The organism is Propioniciclava sp. MC1595 (genome assembly GCF_017569205.1).
Classification (GTDB): Bacteria; Actinomycetota; Actinomycetes; order Propionibacteriales; family Propionibacteriaceae; genus Propioniciclava.
In genome coordinates this window covers 1,605,589-1,626,208 of the sequence record NZ_CP071870.1, presented here as the reverse complement: position 1 = coordinate 1,626,208, position 20,620 = coordinate 1,605,589, and the positions used below count along the sequence as shown (strand labels likewise).

20 protein-coding genes are annotated in these 20,620 nt (G+C 71.5%); 3 read left to right on the top strand and 17 right to left on the bottom strand.

Features of this window, described 5'->3' with window-relative positions:
• Positions 1–9: 9 nt before the first annotated feature.
• The 8 genes from J4N02_RS07705 to J4N02_RS07670 form a co-directional block, all read right to left on the bottom strand.
• Positions 10–918 (bottom strand): hypothetical protein, encoded by a 909-nt coding sequence (locus J4N02_RS07705; RefSeq protein ID WP_188333320.1) that lies wholly within the window; start codon positions 916–918, stop codon positions 10–12.
• Positions 919–958: 40 nt separating this feature from the next.
• Positions 959–1,708, bottom strand: coding sequence for a succinate dehydrogenase/fumarate reductase iron-sulfur subunit (locus tag J4N02_RS07700; protein ID WP_188333321.1), 750 nt, complete (start codon positions 1,706–1,708; stop codon positions 959–961).
• Entirely contained in the window at positions 1,705–3,639 is a 1,935-nt protein-coding gene (locus J4N02_RS07695) for a fumarate reductase/succinate dehydrogenase flavoprotein subunit (protein ID WP_188333322.1), read from the bottom strand. The genes J4N02_RS07700 and J4N02_RS07695 overlap by 4 nt, the downstream gene beginning before the upstream one ends.
• Complete coding sequence (locus J4N02_RS07690; protein WP_243760915.1) at positions 3,636–4,286, bottom strand: succinate dehydrogenase cytochrome b subunit; 651 nt, start codon at positions 4,284–4,286, stop codon at positions 3,636–3,638. Before J4N02_RS07690 ends, J4N02_RS07695 begins: the two co-directional genes overlap by 4 nt.
• A 119-nt stretch (positions 4,287–4,405) precedes the next feature.
• The gene (locus J4N02_RS07685; protein WP_188333323.1) at positions 4,406–6,496 is read right to left on the bottom strand and encodes a prolyl oligopeptidase family protein; all 2,091 of its coding nucleotides are present in this window, start codon (positions 6,494–6,496) and stop codon (positions 4,406–4,408) included.
• Between the two features lie 22 nt (positions 6,497–6,518).
• Entirely contained in the window at positions 6,519–6,896 is a 378-nt protein-coding gene (locus J4N02_RS07680) for a pyridoxamine 5'-phosphate oxidase family protein (protein WP_260519447.1), read from the bottom strand.
• An 85-nt stretch (positions 6,897–6,981) separates the two neighbouring features.
• Entirely contained in the window at positions 6,982–7,893 is a 912-nt protein-coding gene (locus J4N02_RS07675; protein WP_188333324.1) for a T3SS (YopN, CesT) and YbjN peptide-binding chaperone 1, read from the bottom strand.
• Positions 7,894–7,909: 16 nt separating this feature from the next.
• The gene (locus J4N02_RS07670) at positions 7,910–8,839 is read right to left on the bottom strand and encodes an AEC family transporter (RefSeq protein ID WP_188333325.1); all 930 of its coding nucleotides are present in this window, start codon (positions 8,837–8,839) and stop codon (positions 7,910–7,912) included.
• 39 nt (positions 8,840–8,878) lie between these two features.
• Here J4N02_RS07670 and J4N02_RS07665 point away from each other — a divergent pair, with 39 nt between their 5' ends.
• Both J4N02_RS07665 and J4N02_RS07660 read left to right on the top strand, forming a co-directional pair.
• Positions 8,879–10,150 carry an acyltransferase family protein gene (locus tag J4N02_RS07665; RefSeq protein WP_188333326.1) on the top strand — a complete coding sequence of 424 codons (1,272 nt, stop codon included), beginning with the start codon at positions 8,879–8,881 and terminating at the stop codon, positions 10,148–10,150.
• 20 nt (positions 10,151–10,170) lie between these two features.
• Entirely contained in the window at positions 10,171–10,689 is a 519-nt protein-coding gene (locus tag J4N02_RS07660; protein ID WP_243760900.1) for a DedA family protein, read from the top strand.
• 7 nt (positions 10,690–10,696) lie between these two features.
• On the opposite strand, the gene J4N02_RS07655 is transcribed toward J4N02_RS07660, so the two are convergent.
• The 4 genes from J4N02_RS07655 to J4N02_RS07640 form a co-directional block, all read right to left on the bottom strand.
• Positions 10,697–11,599, bottom strand: a complete 903-nt coding sequence (locus J4N02_RS07655) for an amino acid ABC transporter ATP-binding protein (RefSeq protein WP_188333327.1) — start codon at positions 11,597–11,599, stop codon at positions 10,697–10,699.
• Between the two features lie 5 nt (positions 11,600–11,604).
• Positions 11,605–12,432 carry an amino acid ABC transporter permease gene (locus J4N02_RS07650; protein ID WP_188333328.1) on the bottom strand — a complete coding sequence of 276 codons (828 nt, stop codon included), beginning with the start codon at positions 12,430–12,432 and terminating at the stop codon, positions 11,605–11,607.
• A 79-nt stretch (positions 12,433–12,511) separates the two neighbouring features.
• On the bottom strand, positions 12,512–13,345 hold the full coding sequence (locus J4N02_RS07645) for a transporter substrate-binding domain-containing protein (RefSeq protein ID WP_243760899.1): 834 nt from the start codon (positions 13,343–13,345) through the stop codon (positions 12,512–12,514).
• An 88-nt stretch (positions 13,346–13,433) separates the two neighbouring features.
• On the bottom strand, positions 13,434–14,684 hold the full coding sequence (locus tag J4N02_RS07640) for a Gfo/Idh/MocA family protein (protein WP_188333330.1): 1,251 nt from the start codon (positions 14,682–14,684) through the stop codon (positions 13,434–13,436).
• Positions 14,685–14,720: 36 nt separating this feature from the next.
• Between J4N02_RS07640 and J4N02_RS07635 the strand changes: the two genes are divergently transcribed.
• Positions 14,721–15,566, top strand: a complete 846-nt coding sequence (locus tag J4N02_RS07635; protein ID WP_188333331.1) for an inositol monophosphatase family protein — start codon at positions 14,721–14,723, stop codon at positions 15,564–15,566.
• Here J4N02_RS07635 and J4N02_RS07630 read toward each other — a convergent pair.
• From J4N02_RS07630 to J4N02_RS07610, 5 genes are all read right to left on the bottom strand, one after another.
• Entirely contained in the window at positions 15,556–16,128 is a 573-nt protein-coding gene (locus J4N02_RS07630; protein ID WP_188333332.1) for a DUF1648 domain-containing protein, read from the bottom strand. The two genes, J4N02_RS07635 and J4N02_RS07630, sit on opposite strands and share 11 nt — an antisense overlap.
• A gap of 159 nt (positions 16,129–16,287) precedes the next feature.
• On the bottom strand, positions 16,288–16,509 hold the full coding sequence (locus tag J4N02_RS07625; protein WP_182816105.1) for a hypothetical protein: 222 nt from the start codon (positions 16,507–16,509) through the stop codon (positions 16,288–16,290).
• Between the two features lie 77 nt (positions 16,510–16,586).
• On the bottom strand, positions 16,587–19,442 hold the full coding sequence (locus J4N02_RS07620) for a vitamin B12-dependent ribonucleotide reductase (protein WP_188333333.1): 2,856 nt from the start codon (positions 19,440–19,442) through the stop codon (positions 16,587–16,589).
• A 53-nt stretch (positions 19,443–19,495) separates the two neighbouring features.
• Positions 19,496–20,002 carry a transcriptional regulator NrdR gene (nrdR, locus tag J4N02_RS07615; RefSeq protein ID WP_182816233.1) on the bottom strand — a complete coding sequence of 169 codons (507 nt, stop codon included), beginning with the start codon at positions 20,000–20,002 and terminating at the stop codon, positions 19,496–19,498.
• A 239-nt stretch (positions 20,003–20,241) separates the two neighbouring features.
• Positions 20,242–20,604, bottom strand: coding sequence for a hypothetical protein (locus tag J4N02_RS07610; protein ID WP_188333334.1), 363 nt, complete (start codon positions 20,602–20,604; stop codon positions 20,242–20,244).
• Positions 20,605–20,620 lie beyond the last annotated feature (16 nt).

Genomic DNA, 20,620 nt, shown 5'->3' with positions numbered 1-20,620 from the left:
AGGGCGGGTTCAGCCGCCCAGGCCCAACAGCTCGGACGCCGCGGGCCCGGGTCGCCAGACCCACGACTCCAGGTCGCCGGCGGACCAGACCTCGAAGACGCCGCACATGCCGTTCAGGGAGACCTTCTCACCGGCGGCGTTCAGCCCGACCAGCTGGTCGAGGTGGACCTGCTGGCAGGAGTTGATCTCGTCGTCGGTGCGGGAACCCTTCGCCGCGTTGGCGGTCCAGTCGTCGCGGATCGTCGCCCACGCCGCCTCATCGAAGCGTGTGGGCTCGGTCGCGGCCTGGGCCCCTGCCTGGGCGCAGCGGTAGCCGGCGACGGTGTCGGCCATGGCGGGGGTCAGCCACGACGCCCACGAGGCGTCGGTCGCGCAGGTCGCGTTGGCCAGCGGGTCGGACACGGTGACCGGGACGTGCTCGCGCTGGGCCGTGAGGGCCGTGGTGAAGGCGCCGAGCACCGCCTGCGCGCCGGTCTTGTCGCCGACGACGCGGCAGCCGTACATCTCGCCCCGCACCGAGACGGTCTCGCCGCCGGGGTACTCGAACACCATCCGGTAGGCCGGGCCGAGGTCGGCGGTGCACGCCATCACCGCGAGGTTCGCGTGCTCCTGGGTGTTGTAGGCCGACACGACCGCGGCCGTGTCGGAGACCAGCGCGTCGGGCGGGGTGGTCTGCCGGATCTCGTGCCCCGGCTCGTCGCACAACGTGATGCGGGCGGCCCCCTCGGGCAGCTGCTCCGGCTTGTCGCCCTCGGTGGCCAGGGTCGCGCAGTCGAACGGCGTGGGTTCCCAGCCCGGCTCGGTCGGCACGGTCTCGGACGCCGGCGGGGCGGCCGGGGTGCCGGTGTACGTGGTGCAGCCGGCCAGCGCGAGGGCGGCGGCCAGGGCGAGCAGGGACGCGGGCAGCGAACGCTTCATGGCTGTTCCACGCATCGGGGCCGCGATCCGTTGCACCGACTCAGTCGGCGCGCCCGCGGAACACGCTGCGCAGGCGCTCGCGGTGGACGGCGGCCACCGCGGTCAGCGGGATCCCGGCCGGGCAGACCTCGACGCACTCCCCGTAGGTCGAGCAGGGACCGAACTCGGCGTCCAGCTGGTCGACGATCGCGACGGCGCGGCGACCGCGCTCGAGGCGTCCGTGCGGCAGCAGCGCGAGGTGGGCCAACTTGGCGCCGGCGAACAGGTGCGCGGCGCCGTTGGGACAGGCGGCCACGCAGGCGCCGCAGCCGATGCACGCGGCGAAGTCGAGGGCGAGCTCGGCGTCGTCGTGGGTGACCAGCACCGCGTCGGCGTCGGGGGCGGTCCCGGTGGCGACGTCGACGTGCCCGCCGGCCTGGATGAGGCGATCGAGGGCGGACCGGTCGACCACCAGGTCGCGGACCACGGGGTAGGCGGCCGAGCGCAGCGGCTCGATCCGGAGCCGGGTGATGCCCCCGAAGGCGCGCAGGTGCTGGCGGCACGACGGCGTCCTGGGCACCGGGCCGTGGGGCACGTCGTTCACGGTGACGCCGCACGCGCCGCAGGCGCCCTCGCGGCAGTCGGACTCGAACTGGATGGGTTCCTGCCCCGCCTCGGCGAGGGTGTCGTTGAGCCGGTCGAGCAGCTCGAGCAGGCTCATCTCGGGGGTGGCGTCCTCGACGACGTGCGTCTCGAACCGACCCCGCTCGCGGGGGCCGTTCTGGCGCCAGACCTCGACCTCGATCCTCATCGGTAGTCCCTCACCTGCAGCGGCACGAGGTCGAAGGCGAGTGGCTCGGTGTGCCGCACGTGCGCCCCCGACGCGGTGGTCTCCCACGCCGACACGTTCGCCCAGCGCGCGTCGTCGCGGCGGGCCTCGCCCATGTCGGTGGCGTACTCCTCGCGGAAGTGCGCCCCGCACGACTCGGTCCGGTCGAGCGCGTCCAGCACCATCAGCTCGGCCAGCTCCAGGAAATCGGCCACCCGGCCCGCGCGCTCGAGCTCCTGGTTGAGCCGGTCCCCCGGCCCGCCGACCCGGACGTCGGCCCAGAACTCGGCGCCCAGCTCGCGCACCTCGTCCAGCGCACGGCGGAGGCCTGCCTCGGTTCGGGAGACGCCGCACCCGGCGTAGAGGATCTCCCCCAGCCGCCGGTGGAACCACGTGGGCCGCCGCGTCCCGGCGTTCTCGAGCAGCTGCGCGGTGCGCTGCCGGACGGCGTCGACGGCGGCCACGGCCTCCGGGGCGTCGGGGGCGAGGGTCGGCGTCCCGTTGAGCGGGGCCAGCCAGTTCGGGACCGAGAACGGCAGCGTGAACCAGCCGTCGACGCACGCGCTGAGCAGGGAGTTCGCGCCCAGGCGGTTGGCGCCGTGGTAGTTCGAGCCGGCTTCCCCACCGACGAACAGGCCGGGCACGGTGGTCATCTGGTCGTAGTCCGACCACAGGCCGCCCATCGTGAAGTGGGCGCCGGGTGCGATGCGCATGGGCTCGACGTACGGGTCCTCGCCGGTGACGTCGGTGTACATCGCGAACAGGTTGCCGTAGCGCTCGGCGATCACCGCGCGCCCCAGCCGCGCGATGGCGTCGCGGAAGTCGAGGTAGACCGAGTTGCGCAGCGGCCCCACGCCGCGGCCGGCCACGATCTCGTCGCGCGCCGCCCGGGAGGCGATGTCGCGCGGGGTCAGGTTGCCGTAGGCCGGGTAGCGGCGCTCGAGGTAGTAGTCGCGCTCGGCCTCGGGGATCTCGCCCGGCGGCCGCTCGTCGCCCGCGGCGACCGGCACCCAGATCCGGCCGTCGTTGCGCAGCGACTCGCTCATCAGCGTGGTCTTGGACTGCCAAGGCGAACTCACCGGCAGCGCGGTGGGGTGGAACTGCACGAAGCTCGGGCTCGCGAACAGCGCGCCCCGCCGGTGCGCCCGCCAGGTCGCGGTGGCGTTGGAGTTCACCGCGAGGGTCGAGTGGAAGTAGACCGAGCCGTACCCGCCGGTCGCCAGCACCACGGCGTGGCCGGTGTGGACGCCGATGGCCCCGGTGACCAGGTCCCGGGTCACGATGCCCTGGGCGCGCCCGTCGGCGACGACGAGGTCGAGCATCTCGGTGCGCGTGTGCAGCCGGACGGTCCCGCGGGAGACCTGCCGCAGCAGGGCCTGGGACGCCGCGACCTGCAGTTGCTGGCCGGTCTGGCCGCGCGTGTAGTACGTGCGCGAGACCTGGACGCCGCCGAAGCTGCGGGTGGCGAGCTGGCCGCCGTACTCGCGCGCGAACGGCGCGCCGATGGCCTGCAGGTGGTCGATGACGCGGACCGACTCGGTGGCCAGCCGCACGACGTCGGCCTCGCGGCCGCGGAAGTCGCCACCCTTGACGGCGTCGGCGACGAACCGGCGCACGGAGTCGCCGTCGACCTTGCGCGCCCTCGGGGCGTTGATGCCGCCCTGCGCGGCGACGCTGTGCGCCCGCCGGGGCGCGTCGTGGAAGGTGAAGCACTCGACCCGGTAGCCCAGCTCTCCCAGCGCGGCGGCCGCGCCGGCCCCGGCGAGGCCGGTGCCCACGACGATGACGGTCAGGTTGCGGCGGTTGGCGGGGCTGACGAGCCGGTACTCGGCGCGGCGGCGCTCCCAGGCGGTGAGCGGGTCGCCGGCGGGGACGTGTGCGTCCAGCGGGGCGTCGGCGATCGTCCAGGTCATGCGATGGCCCCCAGCTGCACCAGCACGGGGATCAGCGCGTTGCCCAGCACGATTGCCCACGCGATCAGCGCCCCGAGGGTGGCCCAGACGGCGCGCAGCCGGCGGCCGGTGGCGCCGACGTCCTGCAGCACGGTGCGCCAGCCATGCCAGATGTGCAGGGCGATCACGAGCATGGACACGACGTAGAAGGCGGCCATCCACGGCCGGGAGAAGCTCTCGACGAGGTTGTGGTAGGCGTGGATCGTGCCGTCGGCCTCCGCGTGCCGGTGGGAACCGGGGGCGAGGACCTGACCGATCGTGAGGTCGAGCAGGTGCACCACCACGAACGCCAGGATGAACAGCCCGCCGAGCAGCATCGTGCGGGCCACCCACGCCGTCGCCGTGGTCGAGCGACGCCGGCGGAACCGGCCTCGCGCCTGCCGGCCCCGGCGCCACAGCACGAGGGACGCGCCCACGTGCGCGACCAGGCTGGCCAGCAGGACGACCCGCAGCGCCCAGAGCACGCCCCGGTGCGGGATCAGCGGGTAGCCGACCTCACGCAGCCAGCGCGCGTAGCCGTCGAGCGACTCGGCGCCGCCGTACACCTTGAGGTTGCCGACCATGTGCACGAAGACGAAGGCGACGAACACCACGCCCGTGACGGCCATGATGACCTTGAGGGCGAAGGTGGACGGCCGGCGCGCCTGCGCCAGCCGCACCTCCTCGGCCCGGACCACGGTCATGCCTCGACCTTAACAACTCGATAACGCCGTGTCCGGCGTTGCGGTCAGGCCCCGGGCGCGTCGAGCCCCGTGTGGTGCGCGACGAACGCGAGCAGGTCGGCCCACTCGCTGGCCACCATCTGCAGTGACTTCCCCGCCCCGTGCCCGGCCGAGCCCTCGACGCGCAGCAGCACCGGGGCGTCCGAGCCCTGCGCGTGCTGCAGCGCCGCGGCGAACTTGAAGCTGTGCAGCGGGACGACCCGGTCGTCGTGGTCGGCGGTCAGCACGAGGGTCGGCGGGTATGCCGTGCCCTCGCGGACGTTGTGCAGCGGCGAGTAGGCGTGCGCCGCAGCGAAGCCCTCGGGGGTGTCGGGGTCGCCGTAGTCGCTCATCCAGGCTGCGCCGATCGTGAACTGGTGGAACCGCAGCAGGTCGAGCACGCCCACGCCGGGCACCACCGCGCCGAAGAGGTCGGGTCGCTGGGTCATCGCTACGCCCACGAGCAGTCCGCCGTTGGAGCGGCCGTACAGCCCGAGCTGCCCGGGCGTCGTGGCGCCGATCGCGACCAGGTGCTCGGCGACGCCGATGACGTCGTCGAAGACGTTCTGCTTGTGGGCCAGGCGCCCGGCGTCGTACCAGGCGGTGCCGAACTCGCCGCCGCCGCGCAGGTTGGCGATCGCGATCGCCCCGCCCGCCGCCAGCCACGCGGACCAGCCGGGCCGGTAGTCGGCGAAGATCGGGATCTTGAACCCGCCGTAGCCCCACAGCAGGGTCGGGCGCGGGCCGGTGCGGCCGTCGTCGGGGGTGACCAGGAAGTAGGGCACCTCGGTGCCGTCGGCGCTCGTGGCGCGCTCGCGCGTCGTGGTGTGGGCGGGCGCGAAGCTCTCCACCCCGGACGCCGCGAGCTCGACCCGCTCGACCACCGGCCCCGCCTCGCCGGTCGGCAGCGTGACGTGGAACGCCGCGGTCGGCGCGTCGAGCGTGCTGATGCCGACGAAGGCCTCGTCGCGCAGGGGTGAGGAGTCCAGCGCCACGAGCGCGCCGGCGGGCAGGTCGACGGGCTGGGGGTTGGTGCCGTCGAGCTCGCAGTACTCCACGACCGGCTGGGCGTCGTCGAGGTGGGCCAGCAGGAGCCCGGGGCCCGCGGCCTCGACCGCGGCGAGGGTGGCGCGGCGCTCGGGCACGACCTCGGCGAACTCCACGTCGCCGCGGGCCGCCCAGTCGAGGTCCACGCGCACCACGCGGCCCAGCGGGGCGTCCAGGTCGGTCTGGAGGTACAGCTGGGAACCGTCGACGCGGACGAAGCCGTACTCGGCGTCGGCGACGTCGACCACCTTGACCGGCTCGCCCAGGGTGGAGCGGCCGTCGGCCGTGGTGATCGGGTAGGCCCACACCCGGTTGGTGTTCTCGGTGCCCCGCACGATGCTCACGACGAGCCACGCGTCGTCGTGGCTGACCTGCCCGTACCCCATGGTGTGCGGCTCGTCGGGGAAGCTGAGCAGGTGCTCGTCGTCGCCGTCGAGGCGGTGCACCATCAGGCGCGCGACGCCGAGGCCCTCGGTGGCGGTCCCCCGGGCGTCCGCGGCCTGGTCGTAGGTCGTGTACAGGAAGCTGCGGTGGTCGGGCAGCCAGCCCGGCGAGGAGAACTTGGCGGTGACCTCGTCGTCGAGGTCCTCCCCCGTCGCGAGGTCGCGCACGCGGATCCTCTGCCAGTCCGACCCGCCGTCGCTGCGCGCGTACGCCATCAGCGAGCCGTCGCGGGCCACGGAGAACGTCGACAGCGACGACGTGCCGTCCTCGCTCCAGGAGTTAGGGTCGAGCACGACCTCGCCGCCAGCCACGAGGTCGTCGAGGGTCTCGGCGGTGTACCAGACGTCCTGGGGCGTGGTGCCGTCGTTGCGGCTCACGAACCACCGCCCGCACCGCTTCACCGGGACTCCGGCGCGCGGCCTCGCCACGATCCGGCCCATGAGTTCGGCGAACCAGGCGCGGGCCGGCAGCTGCCCGAGGGCGGCCTCGGCGAAGTCCCGCTGGGCGGCGACCCAAGCGGTCACCTCGGGGTCGTCGGCATCCTCGAGCCAGCGGTAGGGGTCGGCGACGTCGGTGCCGTGGAGGTTCTCGACGAGGTCGTCTCGTCGGGTGTGCGGGTAGGACATGCCCGCGAGTCTAGGAGGTCGGTCAGACACCCTCGTCGGCCGACACCGAGCGACCCGACCAGCTGGTCGGCTCGATGGCGACGGCGACCTCGCGGCGGCCCGGGGCCCACGGCGAGATGACGGGGACCTCGCCCGACCAGGGCCCAGTCCTCCCCTGGACCAGGACCGACCAGCCGGTGGCGGTCTGCCCGTCGAGGTCGTCGACCTGGAAGGCCACCGCGCGCGGCGTGGCGAGCTCCTCCAGGATGGTGCCCTGCGCGACGCGGAAGACGATCCGGTCGTCGACGAGGCCGTAGTTCACCGGCAGCACCTGCAGGCGGCCGTCCTCGGACACCCAGGACACACGCCCCACAACCGCATCACCCATGAGACGACGACACTCATCGGGGTCGATCGTCACGAAGTAGCCAAGCGAATCCACAGGGGGGAGCTTACAGTCCGCACCGAAGTCCCGTGACGCACCCTCCGCGCCCCCGTCGTGTCGGTCAGTCGGCCTCGGGGCCGGGGAAGGTCGTGCGCCCCCGCAGCTTCTCGGCCAGCGCCTCGTCCATGCTGTCGCTGATCAGGGACACGATACGCAGTGCCCGTTCCAGGTGCGCCGGGATGAGCGGGTCGGCGGGCACCGACATGCTCACGTACACCCGGTCGCGGATGAGCAGGAACCGCACCCAGCGCGCCTCGGTGTTGAGGTCGCTGAGCACCTCCATGGCGCGCGAGCGGCCCTCGACGTCGTGCACCAGCGGGGCGAACAGCAGCACCTCCTGGGCGTCCAGCGCCGGCCGGACGAAGACCATCGTCGACCCGACCCGCAGGGCGAGGTCGCCGCTGTCGTCGCGCAGGGGCGCGTGCCCCAGGTACAGGGTGAGCTCGCCGGCGAGCGCGGCGTCGAGCTCGGGCGCGGTGCGCGCGAGGATCGGCTCGATCCGCGCCGGCTCGTAGCGGGCCAGCTGCCCGCCCTCGAGCGGCGTCGGGGTAAGAATGTCGGCCAGCTGGTCGGGGGCCAGCAGCGCGGGGTGCTGCACGCCGTGCACCTCCCGCAGCGCGTCGGACGCCGCCACGGCCAGGTCGTCGGGGGCCTCCTGGGTGCCCCGCCGGGCATACGTGCCCGGCTTCGCGGCCACCGGCTCCCACCCGGACGCCTCGAGCTCGGCCCCGGAGCCCTCCGGCAGCCCGTCCGTGGTGGCCTCGGCCACCAGCTCGCCGCCCTCGCGGCAGGTGAACAGCACGTGGGGCGTGGTCTCGCCCTCGAGCGCGAGCGAGCCGATCGCCAGGGTGGCCCCGGCGTCCATCACGGACAGCACCTCGGCGAGCCGCTCGGCGAACTGCCGCCACGACGCGAGCGCGGAGCGGTCGAAGTCGAAGTCGGAGACGTCGGAGGTCAGGTTGAGGTCGTCCACGCCCTCCAACCTAGCCTCACCCGAGGAGGGCGGCGATGACCAGCAGCGAGGCGACCGAGAGGATCGTCGACCAGAACACGGCGTCGCGGGCGAGCAGCTCGCCCTGCCCGTACTTCGTGGCGGTGACGTACACGTTCTGGGCCGCGGGCAGAGCGCCCAGCACTACGACGGCGTACAGGTCGGTGCCGCTGAGCCCCATCAGTGTGCCCCCGGCCCAGGCGGCGAACGGGTGGACGACGACCTTGATGGCCGTGGCGATCCACATCGGGGCGCGGTGCGGCCCCTTGCCGGGCAGCGGGTCCAGGCGCAGGGACACGCCGAAGGCCATCAGCATCAGGGGCAGGGCGATGCCGCCGACCATGTCGATGGGCCGCATGACCACCTCGGGCACCTGCACGCCGGCCAGGTTGACGGCCAGCCCGGCGAGGATGCCGATCGTGATCGGGTTGCGTAAGGGCAGGGACAGGTAGCTGACCCACCGGGTGGACCCCGGTTCGGAGCGCTTCGCGGCGACGTCGAGCAGCGCCAGGCAGATCGGCATGATGAACGCGAGCTGCATCAGCAGGATGGGCGCGATCCACGTGGCGTCGTGCAGGAGGGCAACCGCGACCGGCAGGCCGAAGTTGGCGGCGTTGGTGTACATCGAGGACATGAACCCGATCACGCCGTCGCCGAGCGAGGGCCTGAACAGCGGGATCGCGAGGGCCAGGTAGAGCGAGCCGGCGATGACCACGGCGAGGATCGACACCAGCACCGTGTGCGAGAACACGTGCTGCAGGTCGGCGGTGGACATCAGCGAGAACAGCAGCGCCGGCGACCCGACCGTGAAGGCCAGCACCGACATCAGGCGGCGTCCGCCCTGGTTGACCAGGCCGAGGTGCGCGATCAGCCAGCCGACTCCGATGACCACCCAGATCGTCGAGATCCCACCGATCGCCCCTTGCACGCGGCCACCCTACTGCGCTCCCACTAGCATGACCCGGTGATGTCAGGGGGAGCTCGCAACCACGTGATCGACGTGGCCCGTGCGCTCTCGGTGCTGGTCGTGGTGGTGTTCCACACGCTGCTGTACCGCATCCGCCTCACCGACGCCGGGCTGACGCTCGAGCCGTGGGCGGCGCCCACCTGGCTCTACCCGCTCACGTGGGTGCTCATGATCATGCCGCTGTTCTTCGTGGCGGGCGGCTTCGCGCACACCCTGACCGTCGACCGCATGCACCGCGAGGGGACCTCCGCCGGCCACTACCTCGCCAGCCGGGGGCGACGCCTGATCGGGCCGCTGGTGGTGTTCGTCACCTTCTGCGCGATCGGGTTCTCGCTGGCCGCGTGGGCGGGGTTCCTCGACGCGGCGTCCGAGCTCAGCCGCCTGCTCATGCAGCTGCTGTGGTTCATCACCACCTACCTGGGCATCGTGGTCGTCGCCCCGGGGGCGGTGCGGCTGCACGACCGGTCCGGGGTCGCGCCGATGCTGGTGCTGGCCGTGCTGGCCGCGGCCGTGGACGCCTGGTCGTTCGCGGTCGACAACGACGAGCTGCGCTACCTCAACCTGATGTTCGTGTGGCCGCTGGTGCACCAGTTCGGCATCGCCTACCAGCGGGGCTGGTGGCGGCGTGGTCCCGTGTGGGTGGCCTGGGCGTCCATCGCGGCCGGCGCGGCGGGCGTGGCGCTGCTGGTGTTCGGCTTCGGCTACCCGCCCACCTCGGTCGGGTTCGCCGACCTGCCGATCGCGAACATCCAGCCCCCCACGCTGGCGATGGCGTCCCTGGCGCTGGCCCAGTGCGGCGTCCTCGGCCTGGTCGAGCGGTCGGGGGTGCTGGCGTCCCTGCCGCCCGCCCTCGAGAAGGGGCTGGGGCTGCTCAACGCGGTCATGGTGAGCGTGTACCTGTGGCACATCCCGATCATCGGGCTCACCGGCGGGGCGCTGGCCCTGCTCGCGCTGGCGGCCCCGGTAGCGGCACCCGCGCTGCTCTCCCCCGCCACGCTGGCCGTCGCATCGATCCTCGTCGTCGCCGCCGCGGTCCCCCTCCTCGGACGCCTCGAGCTGCGGATGATCCCCCCGCTGGGCCCCCGGCAGGACACCACGCTGGCCGTGCTGGCGTTCGGAATGCTGGCCCTCGGCACGCTGCTGGTCTGGTTGACGGGTACCGTGGTGCATCCCGGACGCCCCGGCTCGACCCTGGGCGTGCTGGCCATCTGGGTGGGCGCGTGGACGATGGGCCGCGCCGCCGACCGCAGCCAGGCGATGGCCCGGGACTGACGAGAGAACGAGGAACGCCGGTGAACTTCAACCCGCTGACGTGGGACGCCCCCTACCTGGTGGTCGTGGCCGGCCTGTTCGTCATCGTGTTCCTGCGCGCCAACGGCACCTACTGGCTGGGCCGGGCCATCTCGGCCGGCGCCTCGAGGACGCGCGCCCGGAGGATCATGGACTCCCCCGGCTACCAGCGCGCCGTCGAGCACCTGAACCAGTGGGGCCCGCCCGTGGTCTCGGTGTCGTTCCTCACCATCGGCTTCCAGACGCTGGTCAACATGGCCGCGGGGGCGTCCCGGATGCCCCTGGTCCGCTACCTGCCGGCCATGATCGTCGGCTGCGTGATGTGGGCGTTCCTGTACGGCACGGTCGGCTATGCCGGCTTCGAGTCACTGGCGCTGCTGTGGGCGCGCAACCCCGCCGCGGCCATCGTTGTCGGGGTGACCGCGGTGTCGGCGCTGGTCGTGTTCATCGTCTGGCGCGTGCGCCAGGCCAAGCGGCGTCGGCCCGACGGGCTCGAGGCCTCCGCCGTCGAGCCCGCCTGATCGGTCCCTACAGGCGCGAGCGCCCCGGGTTGTCGGTGCGCAGCGCGGGGTCGTTCAGTGCCCCGGCCGCCTCGACCCCCAGCTCGTGGGCGTGCCGGGCCGCGTGCGCGGCGTCCTCGTCGCCGGTGTGCACGTGGGTCGGGTTGAGCACCCGGTCCAGGAAGGTGCGCGTGCGCTCGTGCTGCGGGTTGCCGATGACCTGGTCGGGGTGGCCCTCCTCGACGATGACGCCGCCGTCCATGAAGATGACGCGGTCGGCGACCTCGCGCGCGAACGCCATCTCGTGGGTGACGACCATCATCGTCATGCCAGTCTCGGCCAGGCGCCGCATGACGTCGAGCACGTCGCCGACGAGCTCGGGGTCCAGGGCTGAGGTGGGCTCGTCGAAGAGCACCATCTCGACGTCCATGGTCAGGGCGCGCGCGATCGCGACGCGCTGCTGCTGGCCGCCCGACAGCTGGGCCGGGAAGGCGTCCGCGCGGTGCTTCAGGCCGACCTGGTCGAGGTAGTTGAGCGCCTGCTTCTCGGCCTCGGCCTTGGGGACCTTCTTGACCGCGATCGGGCCGATCGTGCAGTTCTGCAGCACGGTGAGGTGCGGGAACAGGTTGAAGGACTGGAAGACCATGCCCATCTTGGTGCGGATGGCGTCCACGTCGGCGTCCGGGTCGGTGATCTCCTCGTTGATGATGAACACCCGGCCCGAGGTGGGCTCCTCGAGCAGGTTCACGCAGCGCAGCAGCGTCGACTTGCCCGAGCCGGACGGGCCGATCACGCAGACCACCTCGCCGGAGTGGACGGTCAGCGAGATGCCCTTGAGCACCTCGACGTCGCCGAAGCTCTTGTGCAGGTCATAGATCTGGATCTCGTCGCGGCGGTCGCCGGTGGGGATGTGGGCCGGGGTCGTCGTCATGTCCGTCACCGTGCCTTCTTGGCCTTGGCCTCCATGCGCCGCACCAGGAAGGTGAGCGGGAGGGTGATGAGCAGGTAGCAGAAGCCGGCGATCACCAGCGGGGTCAGGTTGCCGTTGCTGTTGGAGATGTCGCGGCCGAACTTCGTCAGTTCGAACGCGGACGCCGTCAGGCCCAGCACGTAGACCAGCGAGGAGTCCTTCGTGAGCAGGATGAGCTCGTTGGTCAGCGGCGGCGTGATGATCCGGAACGCCTGCGGCAGCACGATGCGGCGCATCGCCATGCCCGAGGCCATGCCCAGCGCGCGGGCGGCCTCGACCTGCCCCTTCGGCACCGCGAGGATGCCGGCGCGGATGGTCTCGGCCATATAGGCGGCGCTCACCATGCCCAGCGCCGTCCAGACGGTGCCGTACGGGTCGAGCGGGAAGCGCAGGCCGGGGAACGCGACCGACAGCAGGCCGAAGGCCAGCAGGACGATCAGGGCCGGCACGCCGCGGAAGAACTCGATGTAGATGGACGCGATCCAGCGGTAGGGCGCGACCTGCGACAGGCGCATCAACGCCAGCAGGGTGCCCAGGGTGACGCCCACGACGAACGCGCCGAACGTGTAGAACACCGTGTTCAGCAGCGCGCGCGGGAGGCCCGAGGTCAGGGTGACTTGGATGAGGTCGGTGCGGAAGAACACCGACTGCACCTGGCGGCCGTCCACGTTGAGGATGAGGAGGACGACGACCGCGGCCAGGATCGCGTACTGGATCCAGCGGATGCGTTGCGCCCGCTTGCGGGGCGAGAGCTTCTTGCGCGGCACGGTTCCGGCCTGCGTGGTGGTGGTCATCGTGCTCCTGTCGGGTCTGGGACGTCACGCCGCGGCTTCCGGCCGCCCGCGGGGGCGACCGGACGCCGCGGGTGCAGGGTCACTTGGCGGGCGCGTCGACCCCGAACCACTTCTTGTAGATCTCGTTGAAGGTGCCGTCGGCCCGAGCCTTGTCGAGTACCTCGTTGATCTTGGTGGCCAGCGCCTTGTTGTCGTTGCTGACGTTGAAGCCGTACTGCTCGCCGGTCTCGAACTCCTGGATGACCTTGGTCGTCGGGTTGTCGTTGGCGAAGTCGTAGAGCACGCCGTTGTCGTTGATCGTCGCGACGGTGACACCACCGAGCACCGAGTTGGTGGCGGTCGGCATGTCGTCGAACACGCGGGTCGTGTAGCCGTACTTGGCGGCGTTCTCTTCAGCCCAGTCCTTGCCGGTGGTGTCGGTCTGGACGGCGACCTGCTTGTCCTTCAGGTCCTCGACCTTGGTGATGCCGGAGTCGCTCTTGACCAGCAGGGCGAGCGTCGAGTCGAAGTGCGGCTCGGCGAAGGTGGCGGCCTTGGCGCGTTCCTCGCGGATGGTGATGGCGGCTGCTCCGACGTCGCACTTCTTGGCGGCGAAGACGGAGCCGGAGGTGATCTGGTCGAACGCGATGTCGACGATCTCCTGCTCGACGCCGAGGTCCTTGGCGACGAGGTCCATCAGGTCCACCTCGTAGCCGACGATCTTGCCGGAGTCGTCCTTGAACTGGAACGGCTTGAAGGCCAGGTGGGTGCAGGCGGTCAGCTTGCCGGGGTTGACCAGCGTGATCGCGCTGTCGCCACCGGCGGCGGCGGTGTTCTGGGCGGCGGGGGTGGCGGAGTTGTTCGCACAGGCGGCGAGGCTGACGGCGGCGAGGCCGGCCACGGCGGCGACGGCGAAGGAGCGGAGCTTGGTCACGCGAGTTTGTCCTCTCGATGGTCCACGGACGTGATGGGGCATCTTTGCACCGCTTCGCGGCTGTGCCCAGCTATGGCACGCCCAGTGGTCAAGACGTAACCCCATTGACACCAACCACCCGGCCACTGTGCCGCGACTCCTCCGCGGCGAACACCGCGAGGTGGGCCGCCAGGGTCGCCTCGACGTCGGCGCCCACGACCGTGGCGTCGTTGGCCGCGACCGCGGCCGTCCAGTCGGCCATCAGCCCGCCGTCGCCACCCCCGTGCCTGTCGCCGGTGCCCCCTTCGGGCCCGTCGACGGGGTGCTCGGTCCAGGCCCGCGTCGCGAAGTCGAAGACGCGGACCGTCGCGCCGTCGCCCTCGAGCTGGCCCCTCGTGCCGAAGATGCGGGTCTGCCGGTCCTCCAGCGGCGTGAACGCCGTCACGGTGAGCGTGCCGGTGGTGCCGTCGGCGAACTCGATCGCGACGACCTGGTGGTCCACGGCGTCGTTGTCGCAGGCGTAGACGCAGCGCCCGTAGGGACCGGTGCGCACGGCGTCCGGAACGCCCTCGGGGGTGGACGCCAGCACCTCGCCCGGCCAGCCCCCCGGCCGCCCGACGGGGCGGGTGAGGTAGATGTCGACCGCGGAGTAGGGGCAGGTCTGCTGGTGCGGACACGTGGTGCAGCGGTCGGTGGCGCCCTCGGGGGCGTTCGCCGCGGTGAAGTGGCGCAGGGAGCCGAAGCTCGCCACGCGGGCGACCGTGGTGCCCATGACGTGGGCCATCCAGTCGAGGTCGTGGGTGCACTTGGCCAGCAGGAACGGCGACGACGTCGCCTCGTTGCGCCAGTTGCCCCGCACGAAGCTGTGCGCGAAGTGGAACCAGCCCACCGGCTCGAGGTGCTGCATCGACACGGGCTCGCCGATCGCCCCCTCGGCGATCAGGCGGCGCACGAGCCGGGTGTAGCGGGTGTAGCGCAGCACGTGGCACACGGCGAACAGGCGGTCGGACGCCGTGGCGGCCCGGGCGATCGCGCGACAGTCCTCGGCGGTCAGGGCCATGGGCTTCTCGAGCAGCACGTGGTGTCCGGCCGCCAGGGCGGCAAGGGCGGGGGCAACGTGGTCGCGGTCCTGGGTGGCGATGATCGCGCTGTCGGCGTCGGTGCCCGCTCCCAGCAGCTCCTGCCAGCTCGCGAACACCGCCCCGGCCGGGACGACGCACTCGGCCGCCAGCCGTTCGCGGGCGACCGGGTCGGGGTCGGCGATCGCCACCACGCGGGCCCGGTCGGGGTGGGCGGCGATCCAGCGGCCGTAGATGGTGCCGCGCTGGCCGGCCCCCAGGATGGCGTAGGTCACGGTCATGGTCGCATTCTGCCCCGTCGGTGGCAGGCTGGAGCCATGGACCTGCTGGGCGCGCCCGACCCTCGGGCGGTGGCCGACCTGCCCCCCGACCTCCTCGACGAGCTCCTCACCGTGGCCACCGAGGTGGCCGTCGTCTGCGGGCGGCTGGTGGTCGACGAGCGCCCCGAGCGGGTGTCGGTGGCCGCCACCAAGACCAGCGCCATCGACATCGTCACGGTGATGGACCGCCGCAGCGAGGACCTGGCCCACGCGCTGCTGGGCGCGCGGCGTCCCGAGGACGGCGTGGTCGGCGAGGAGGGGCTCGACCGGCCCGGCACCAGCGGCATCACGTGGCTGGTCGACCCGATCGACGGCACGGTCAACTACCTCTACGACAACGACGAGTACGCGGTGTCGGTGGCGGCGGTCGTCGGAGACGCGCGCACCGAGGGGGCATGGTTCCCGGTCGCGGGGGCCGTCTTCAACCCGGTGACCGGCGACCTGTTCACCGCCCGCCGCGGTGGGGGCGCCCGGCACGGCGACCGAGTGCTCTCCCCCACCCCCGCCGCCGAGTTGGCCCGCTCGCTGGTCGGCACGGGGTTCGCCTACGACCCGGCGGTGCGGGAGCGGCAGGCGACGGCGGTCGCCCGCGTGCTGCCGCGCGTGCGCGACATCCGGCGGCACGGCGCGGCCTCGCTCGACCTGTGCGCGGTCGCCGCGGGGCGGCTGGACGCCTACTACGAGGAGAACCTCAACGCGTGGGACATGGCCGCGGCGTGGGTCGTGGTCGAGGAGTCGGGCCTCGTGGTGCGTGGACCGGGCGGGTGGCGTCCGAGACGGAAACTCACGCTCGCGGGCAGGCCGGACGTGCTCGACCGGCTCGAGGAATTGGTCAGCGACTGACGCGGGACTCGGCGTCGGCGGGCGGGCGCCAGCGCGAGCCCAGGCTCATCCACGCCGAGTAGGCCAGCACGCCCACGAGGAAGACCCCGGTGACCACCCAGAACACCCACACGGGCTGGGTCTCGCCGTTCGCCGCCCCGCCGACCTGCGCCATGACGAACCCCATGAAGGCCAGGGTCGCCGCCCCCATCCAGCCGAGGTCGTCGCGGAGCCGGCGCTGCGCGGCCGGCCAGTTCTCGGGGCGGGTCCAGTACTCCTTGTGGGGCAGGTTGACCATCGACAGGGGCATCCGCTTCGTGAGCATCGTCGGCAGGAGGAACACCGCCACCATCAGGACCCCGACGCCGGCCGCCAGCAGCACGTGCTCGGTCCGGGAGGCCCACCGGGTGATGTTGCCCGCGGCGTCCATGTGCCCGGGCACGGTCTCGGGCAGGGTGAAGGCCTGCCAGAGCACGAGGATCGCGTAGGCCACCGACGCCGCCAGCAGGGCGATCCGGCCGCCGCTGAGGCCGGACGGGGCTGCACCGGGGTGCGCGCTCGAGGGTCCCCCGGGATGGCTCATGACCTCCATGGTGCTGCCTGACTGCATTTCCGGGTGGAGAAACCCCAAGGATCCTTGGGGTTTCTCCACCCGGAAATGTGTCGGGAGGTGCCGCACGCGAGCCGGCGGCGTCCGCGTGTCGTTGAATCTCGCGACCTCCCCGGCCGCTGGGCCGACACCTCAGGGACCGGGCACCGTCCGGGGGCTGAACACGCAGGACAACCCGTACAGGGTCCCGGCCGCCATCACGTAGGGCGCCAGGTACACGAGGTTCGCCGAGGCTGGGGCGGACCACTCGGGGTGTTGCAGGTGCTCGATGAACAACCACGCCACGTGCACGACCCCCACGCCGAGCACGACCACCGACAGCGCCCGGAGCACGCGGGGCAGATGACGCCTCATGCCACCCAGTGAACCACGAGGGGCGGGACCATCAGGTCCCGCCCCTCGGTGCTGGTCAGGCCAGCGATGTCACACGATCAGCTGCAGCCGCTGGTCGAGCCGCAGCCCTCGCAGACGTAGCAGCTGCCGGACGGGCGCATCTTGGTGCCGCAGGTGAAGCACAGCGGGGCGTCCACGGACACACCGGAGATCTTCTCCATCAACTCGGCCGTCGTGTGGGCGGTCGAGAGGTCGGGCTGCGCGGTGATGAGGGTCGGCTGGTTGGGGCCGGCCTCGTCGAAGCGCATGTCGTCGACGGCGTCGTTCTTCAGCGACTCCGACTCGATCATCTGGGCCTCGTCCTCCTCGGAGAGGTACGAGCCGGTCTCCACGTAGCGGGCACGCTCGGCCGCCGTGTAGATGCCGAGCTCGGCGCGCTCGTCGAAGGTCAGGTAGTCCAGCGCCAGGCGCTTGAACACGTAGTCGATGATCGACTGGGCCATCCGCAGGTCGGGGTCGTCGGTCATGCCGGCGGGCTCGAACTTGAGGTTGGTGAACTTCTGGACGTAGGTCTCCAGCGGCACGCCGTACTGCAGGGCGATGGAGATCGCGATCGAGAAGGCGTCCATCACGCCGGCCAGGGTCGAGCCCTGCTTGCCGAGCTTGAGGAACAGCTCGCCGAGGCGTCCGTCGTCGTACTGGCTCGAGGTGAGGTATCCCTCGGCGCCACCCACGGTGAAGGACGTGGTCAGCGACGTGCGGGTCTTCGGCAGGCGCTGGCGGCGCGGGCGGTACTCGACGCGCACCTCGGGCTTCGGGGCCTCCTCGGCCTTCGGCTCCTCCTTCTTCTTGCCGTCGGACAGCGGCTGGCCGACCTTGCAGTTGTCGCGGTAGACCGCGAGCGCCTTGAGGCCGAGCTTCCAGCCCTGCAGGTAGACGTCGGCGATCTCCTCGACCGTGGCCGACTCGGGCAGGTTCACCGTCTTGGAGATGGCGCCCGACAGGAACGGCTGCACGGCGGCCATCATGCGGACGTGGCCCATCGGCTTGATGGAGCGCTCGCCCATGGCGGTGTCGAAGACCTCGTAGTGCTCGGTCTTGAGGCCGGGCGCACCCACGACGTGGCCGTGCTCGGCGATGTAGGCGACGATCGCCTCGGCGACCTCGGCGGTGTAGCCCATGCGCTTGAGCGCCCGCGGGATCGTCTGGTTGACGATCTGCATCGAGCCGCCGCCGACGAGCTTCTTGAACTTCACCAGGGAGAAGTCGGGCTCGATGCCGGTGGTGTCGCAGTCCATCATGAAGCCGATGGTTCCGGTCGGGGCGAGCAGCGACGCCTGGGCGTTGCGGAAGCCGTTCTTGGCGCCCAGCTCAACGACCTTGGCCCACTCCTCGGTGGCCGCGGCCAGCACGGGGGCGTCGGCCTTCTCGGTGAGGACGAGGTCGTCGTTGGCGGCCTGGTGCTTGCGCATGACCTTCTGGTGCGCCGACGCGTTGCGGGCGTAGCCGGCGTACGGGCCGACGACCGCGGCGAGCTCGGCGGAGCGGCGGTAGGCCGCACCGGTCATCAGCGAGGTGATGGCGGCGGCGAGCGTGCGGCCACCCTCGGAGTCGTAGCCGCGACCCATCGCCATCAGCAGCGCGCCGAGGTTGGCGTAGCCGATGCCGAGCTGGCGGTAGTCCTTGGTGGTCTGGGTGATCGACTCGGTCGGGAAGTCGGCGAAGGTGATCGAGATGTCCATCGCGGTGATGATCAGCTCGGACGCCTTGACGAACTTCTCCACGTCGAAGCTGTCGTCGTCGTTGAGGAACTTCAGGAGGTTCAGCGACGCCAGGTTGCACGAGCTGTTGTCGAGGCTCATGTACTCCGAGCAGGGGTTGGACGCCGTGATGCGGCCGGTCTCGGGGTTGGTGTGCCACGCGTTGATCATGTCGTCGTACTGGATGCCCGGGTCGGCGCACTCCCATGCGGCCTTGGCCATCTTGTTGAACAGGTCGCGCGCGTCGACCTTCTCGATCACCTCGCCGCTCATGCGGGCGCGGAGTCCGAAGTCGGTGCCGTCCTCGACGGCCTTCATGAACTCGTCGTTGACGCGGACCGAGTTGTTGGCGTTCTGATACTGCACGGACACGATGTCCTTGCCACCCAGGTCCATGTCGAAGCCGGCGTCGCGGAGGGCGCGGATCTTGTCCTCCTCGCGCGCCTTGGTCTCGATGAACTCCTCGATATCGGGGTGGTCGACGTCGAGAACGACCATCTTGGCCGCGCGGCGGGTGGCGCCACCGGACTTGATGGTGCCCGCCGAGGCGTCCGCACCGCGCATGAAGGAGACCGGGCCGGACGCGGTGCCGCCGGAGGACAGCAGCTCCTTGCTCGACCGGATGCGGGAGAGGTTGAGGCCGGCGCCGGAGCCGCCCTTGAAGATGAAGCCCTCCTCCTTGTACCAGTTGAGGATCGAATCCATCGAGTCGTCGACGCTGAGGATGAAGCAGGCGCTCACCTGCTGCGGGCTCTTGGTGCCGACGTTGAACCACACCGGGGAGTTGAAGCTGAACACCTGGTGGAGGAGCATCCAGGTCAGCTCGTGCTCGAAGACCTCGGCGTCGGCCTCGGTGGCGAAGTAGCCGTTCTCGCGGCCGGCGCCCACGTACTTGCCGACCACGCGGTCGATCAGCTGGCGCAGGCTCTTCTCACGCGCGTCGGTGCCGAGCGCGCCGCGGAAGTACTTGGTCGTGACGATCGTCGACGCGTTGAGGCTCCAGAAGTCGGGGAACTCGACGTCGCGCTGCTCGAACACGTTCTCGCCGGTCTTCCAGTTGGTCTGGACGACGTCGCGCAGCTCCCACGTCACCTCGTCGTACGGGTGCACACCCTCGGTGGTGTAGACGCGGTCGATCGTCAGGCCCTTGGTCTTCGCGGATGGCCGGCGGGGTGCCTGCTTGGTCTCGGTCACTACTTCTCCTCCTGGGTGTGGTTCGACGCGTACCGCGCGTCGGGCGGGTGTGTTCAGAACAGCTGTTCGGCGGTGGGTTCGGGCACGGACGCCGCCGGCTCGCTCCCTGCCTGCTCGGCGGCGGCCCTCAGCCGGGCGATCTCGGCCTCGAAGTCCTCCACCGACTCGTAGTGCTTATAGACGGACGCGAAGCGCAGGTACGCGATCGGGTCCAGGTCCCGCAGCGGCCCGAGGATCGCGACGCCGACCTCGTCGGCGGGGATCTCGGCCTGGCCGCTGGCCCGGAGCCTCTCCTCGACCCGCTGGCCGAGCTTGGCGAGGTCGGCCTCGGTGACCGGGCGGCCCTTGCAGGCCTTGCGGACGCCGGTGACGACCTTCTCGCGGGAGAAGGGCTCGACGACGCCGGAGCGCTTCACGACCACGAGCTGCATCTGCTCGAGGGTGGTGAACCGCTTGGTGCAGGAGCGGCACTCGCGGCGCCGGCGGATGGAGCTGCCGTCCTCGGCGACGCGGGAGTCGAGGACGCGTGAGTCGTTGAACCGGCAGTACGGGCAGTGCACCGGGACCCACCTCCTCAACATGGCCGCGACGAACCCCCTCTGTGGAGGAACGTGTGGATGAACCGTGTACAGCGTGTGTGCGACTGACCACAATCTGTGGATGAAACACAACGGTGTAACTACTACATGTAGAGGTTAGGAGCAGTCCTCACCACAATGCAAGCCCCACGCCGGGGACACGCCGTGCGTACGGCGTGTCGCGCTCGGGAACCACCCGAAAACCGGGGCCGAGGGGTCGCTCAGCCGCCGACCAGGGCGACCAGCGGGGAGTTGCTCACCGAGAGGAAGGCGCCCACGACGGTGGTCAGCATGACACCGAAGACCAGCGCCACCAGGGACACCATCACGGCGACCCCCCGCTCCGTCCACACCAGGCGGGTGGCGGGCGCGGCGGCGACCGGAGCCACGGCGGGGGCCGGCACGACCTCGGCCGGACGCGACACGTCGCAAGCCCGGGCCTGGGTGGCACCCCACGAGGCGTGGATGACGTTGCCCTCGCGGTGCGGGGCCACCGTCGCCCGAACGGAGGCGGCACGTGCGGCCTGCACGCGGCGGACGAGCACGTCAGAGGGGGAGGTGTACTCCAGCAGCTGAGCGGTCATCATGATCTCCTTCTTC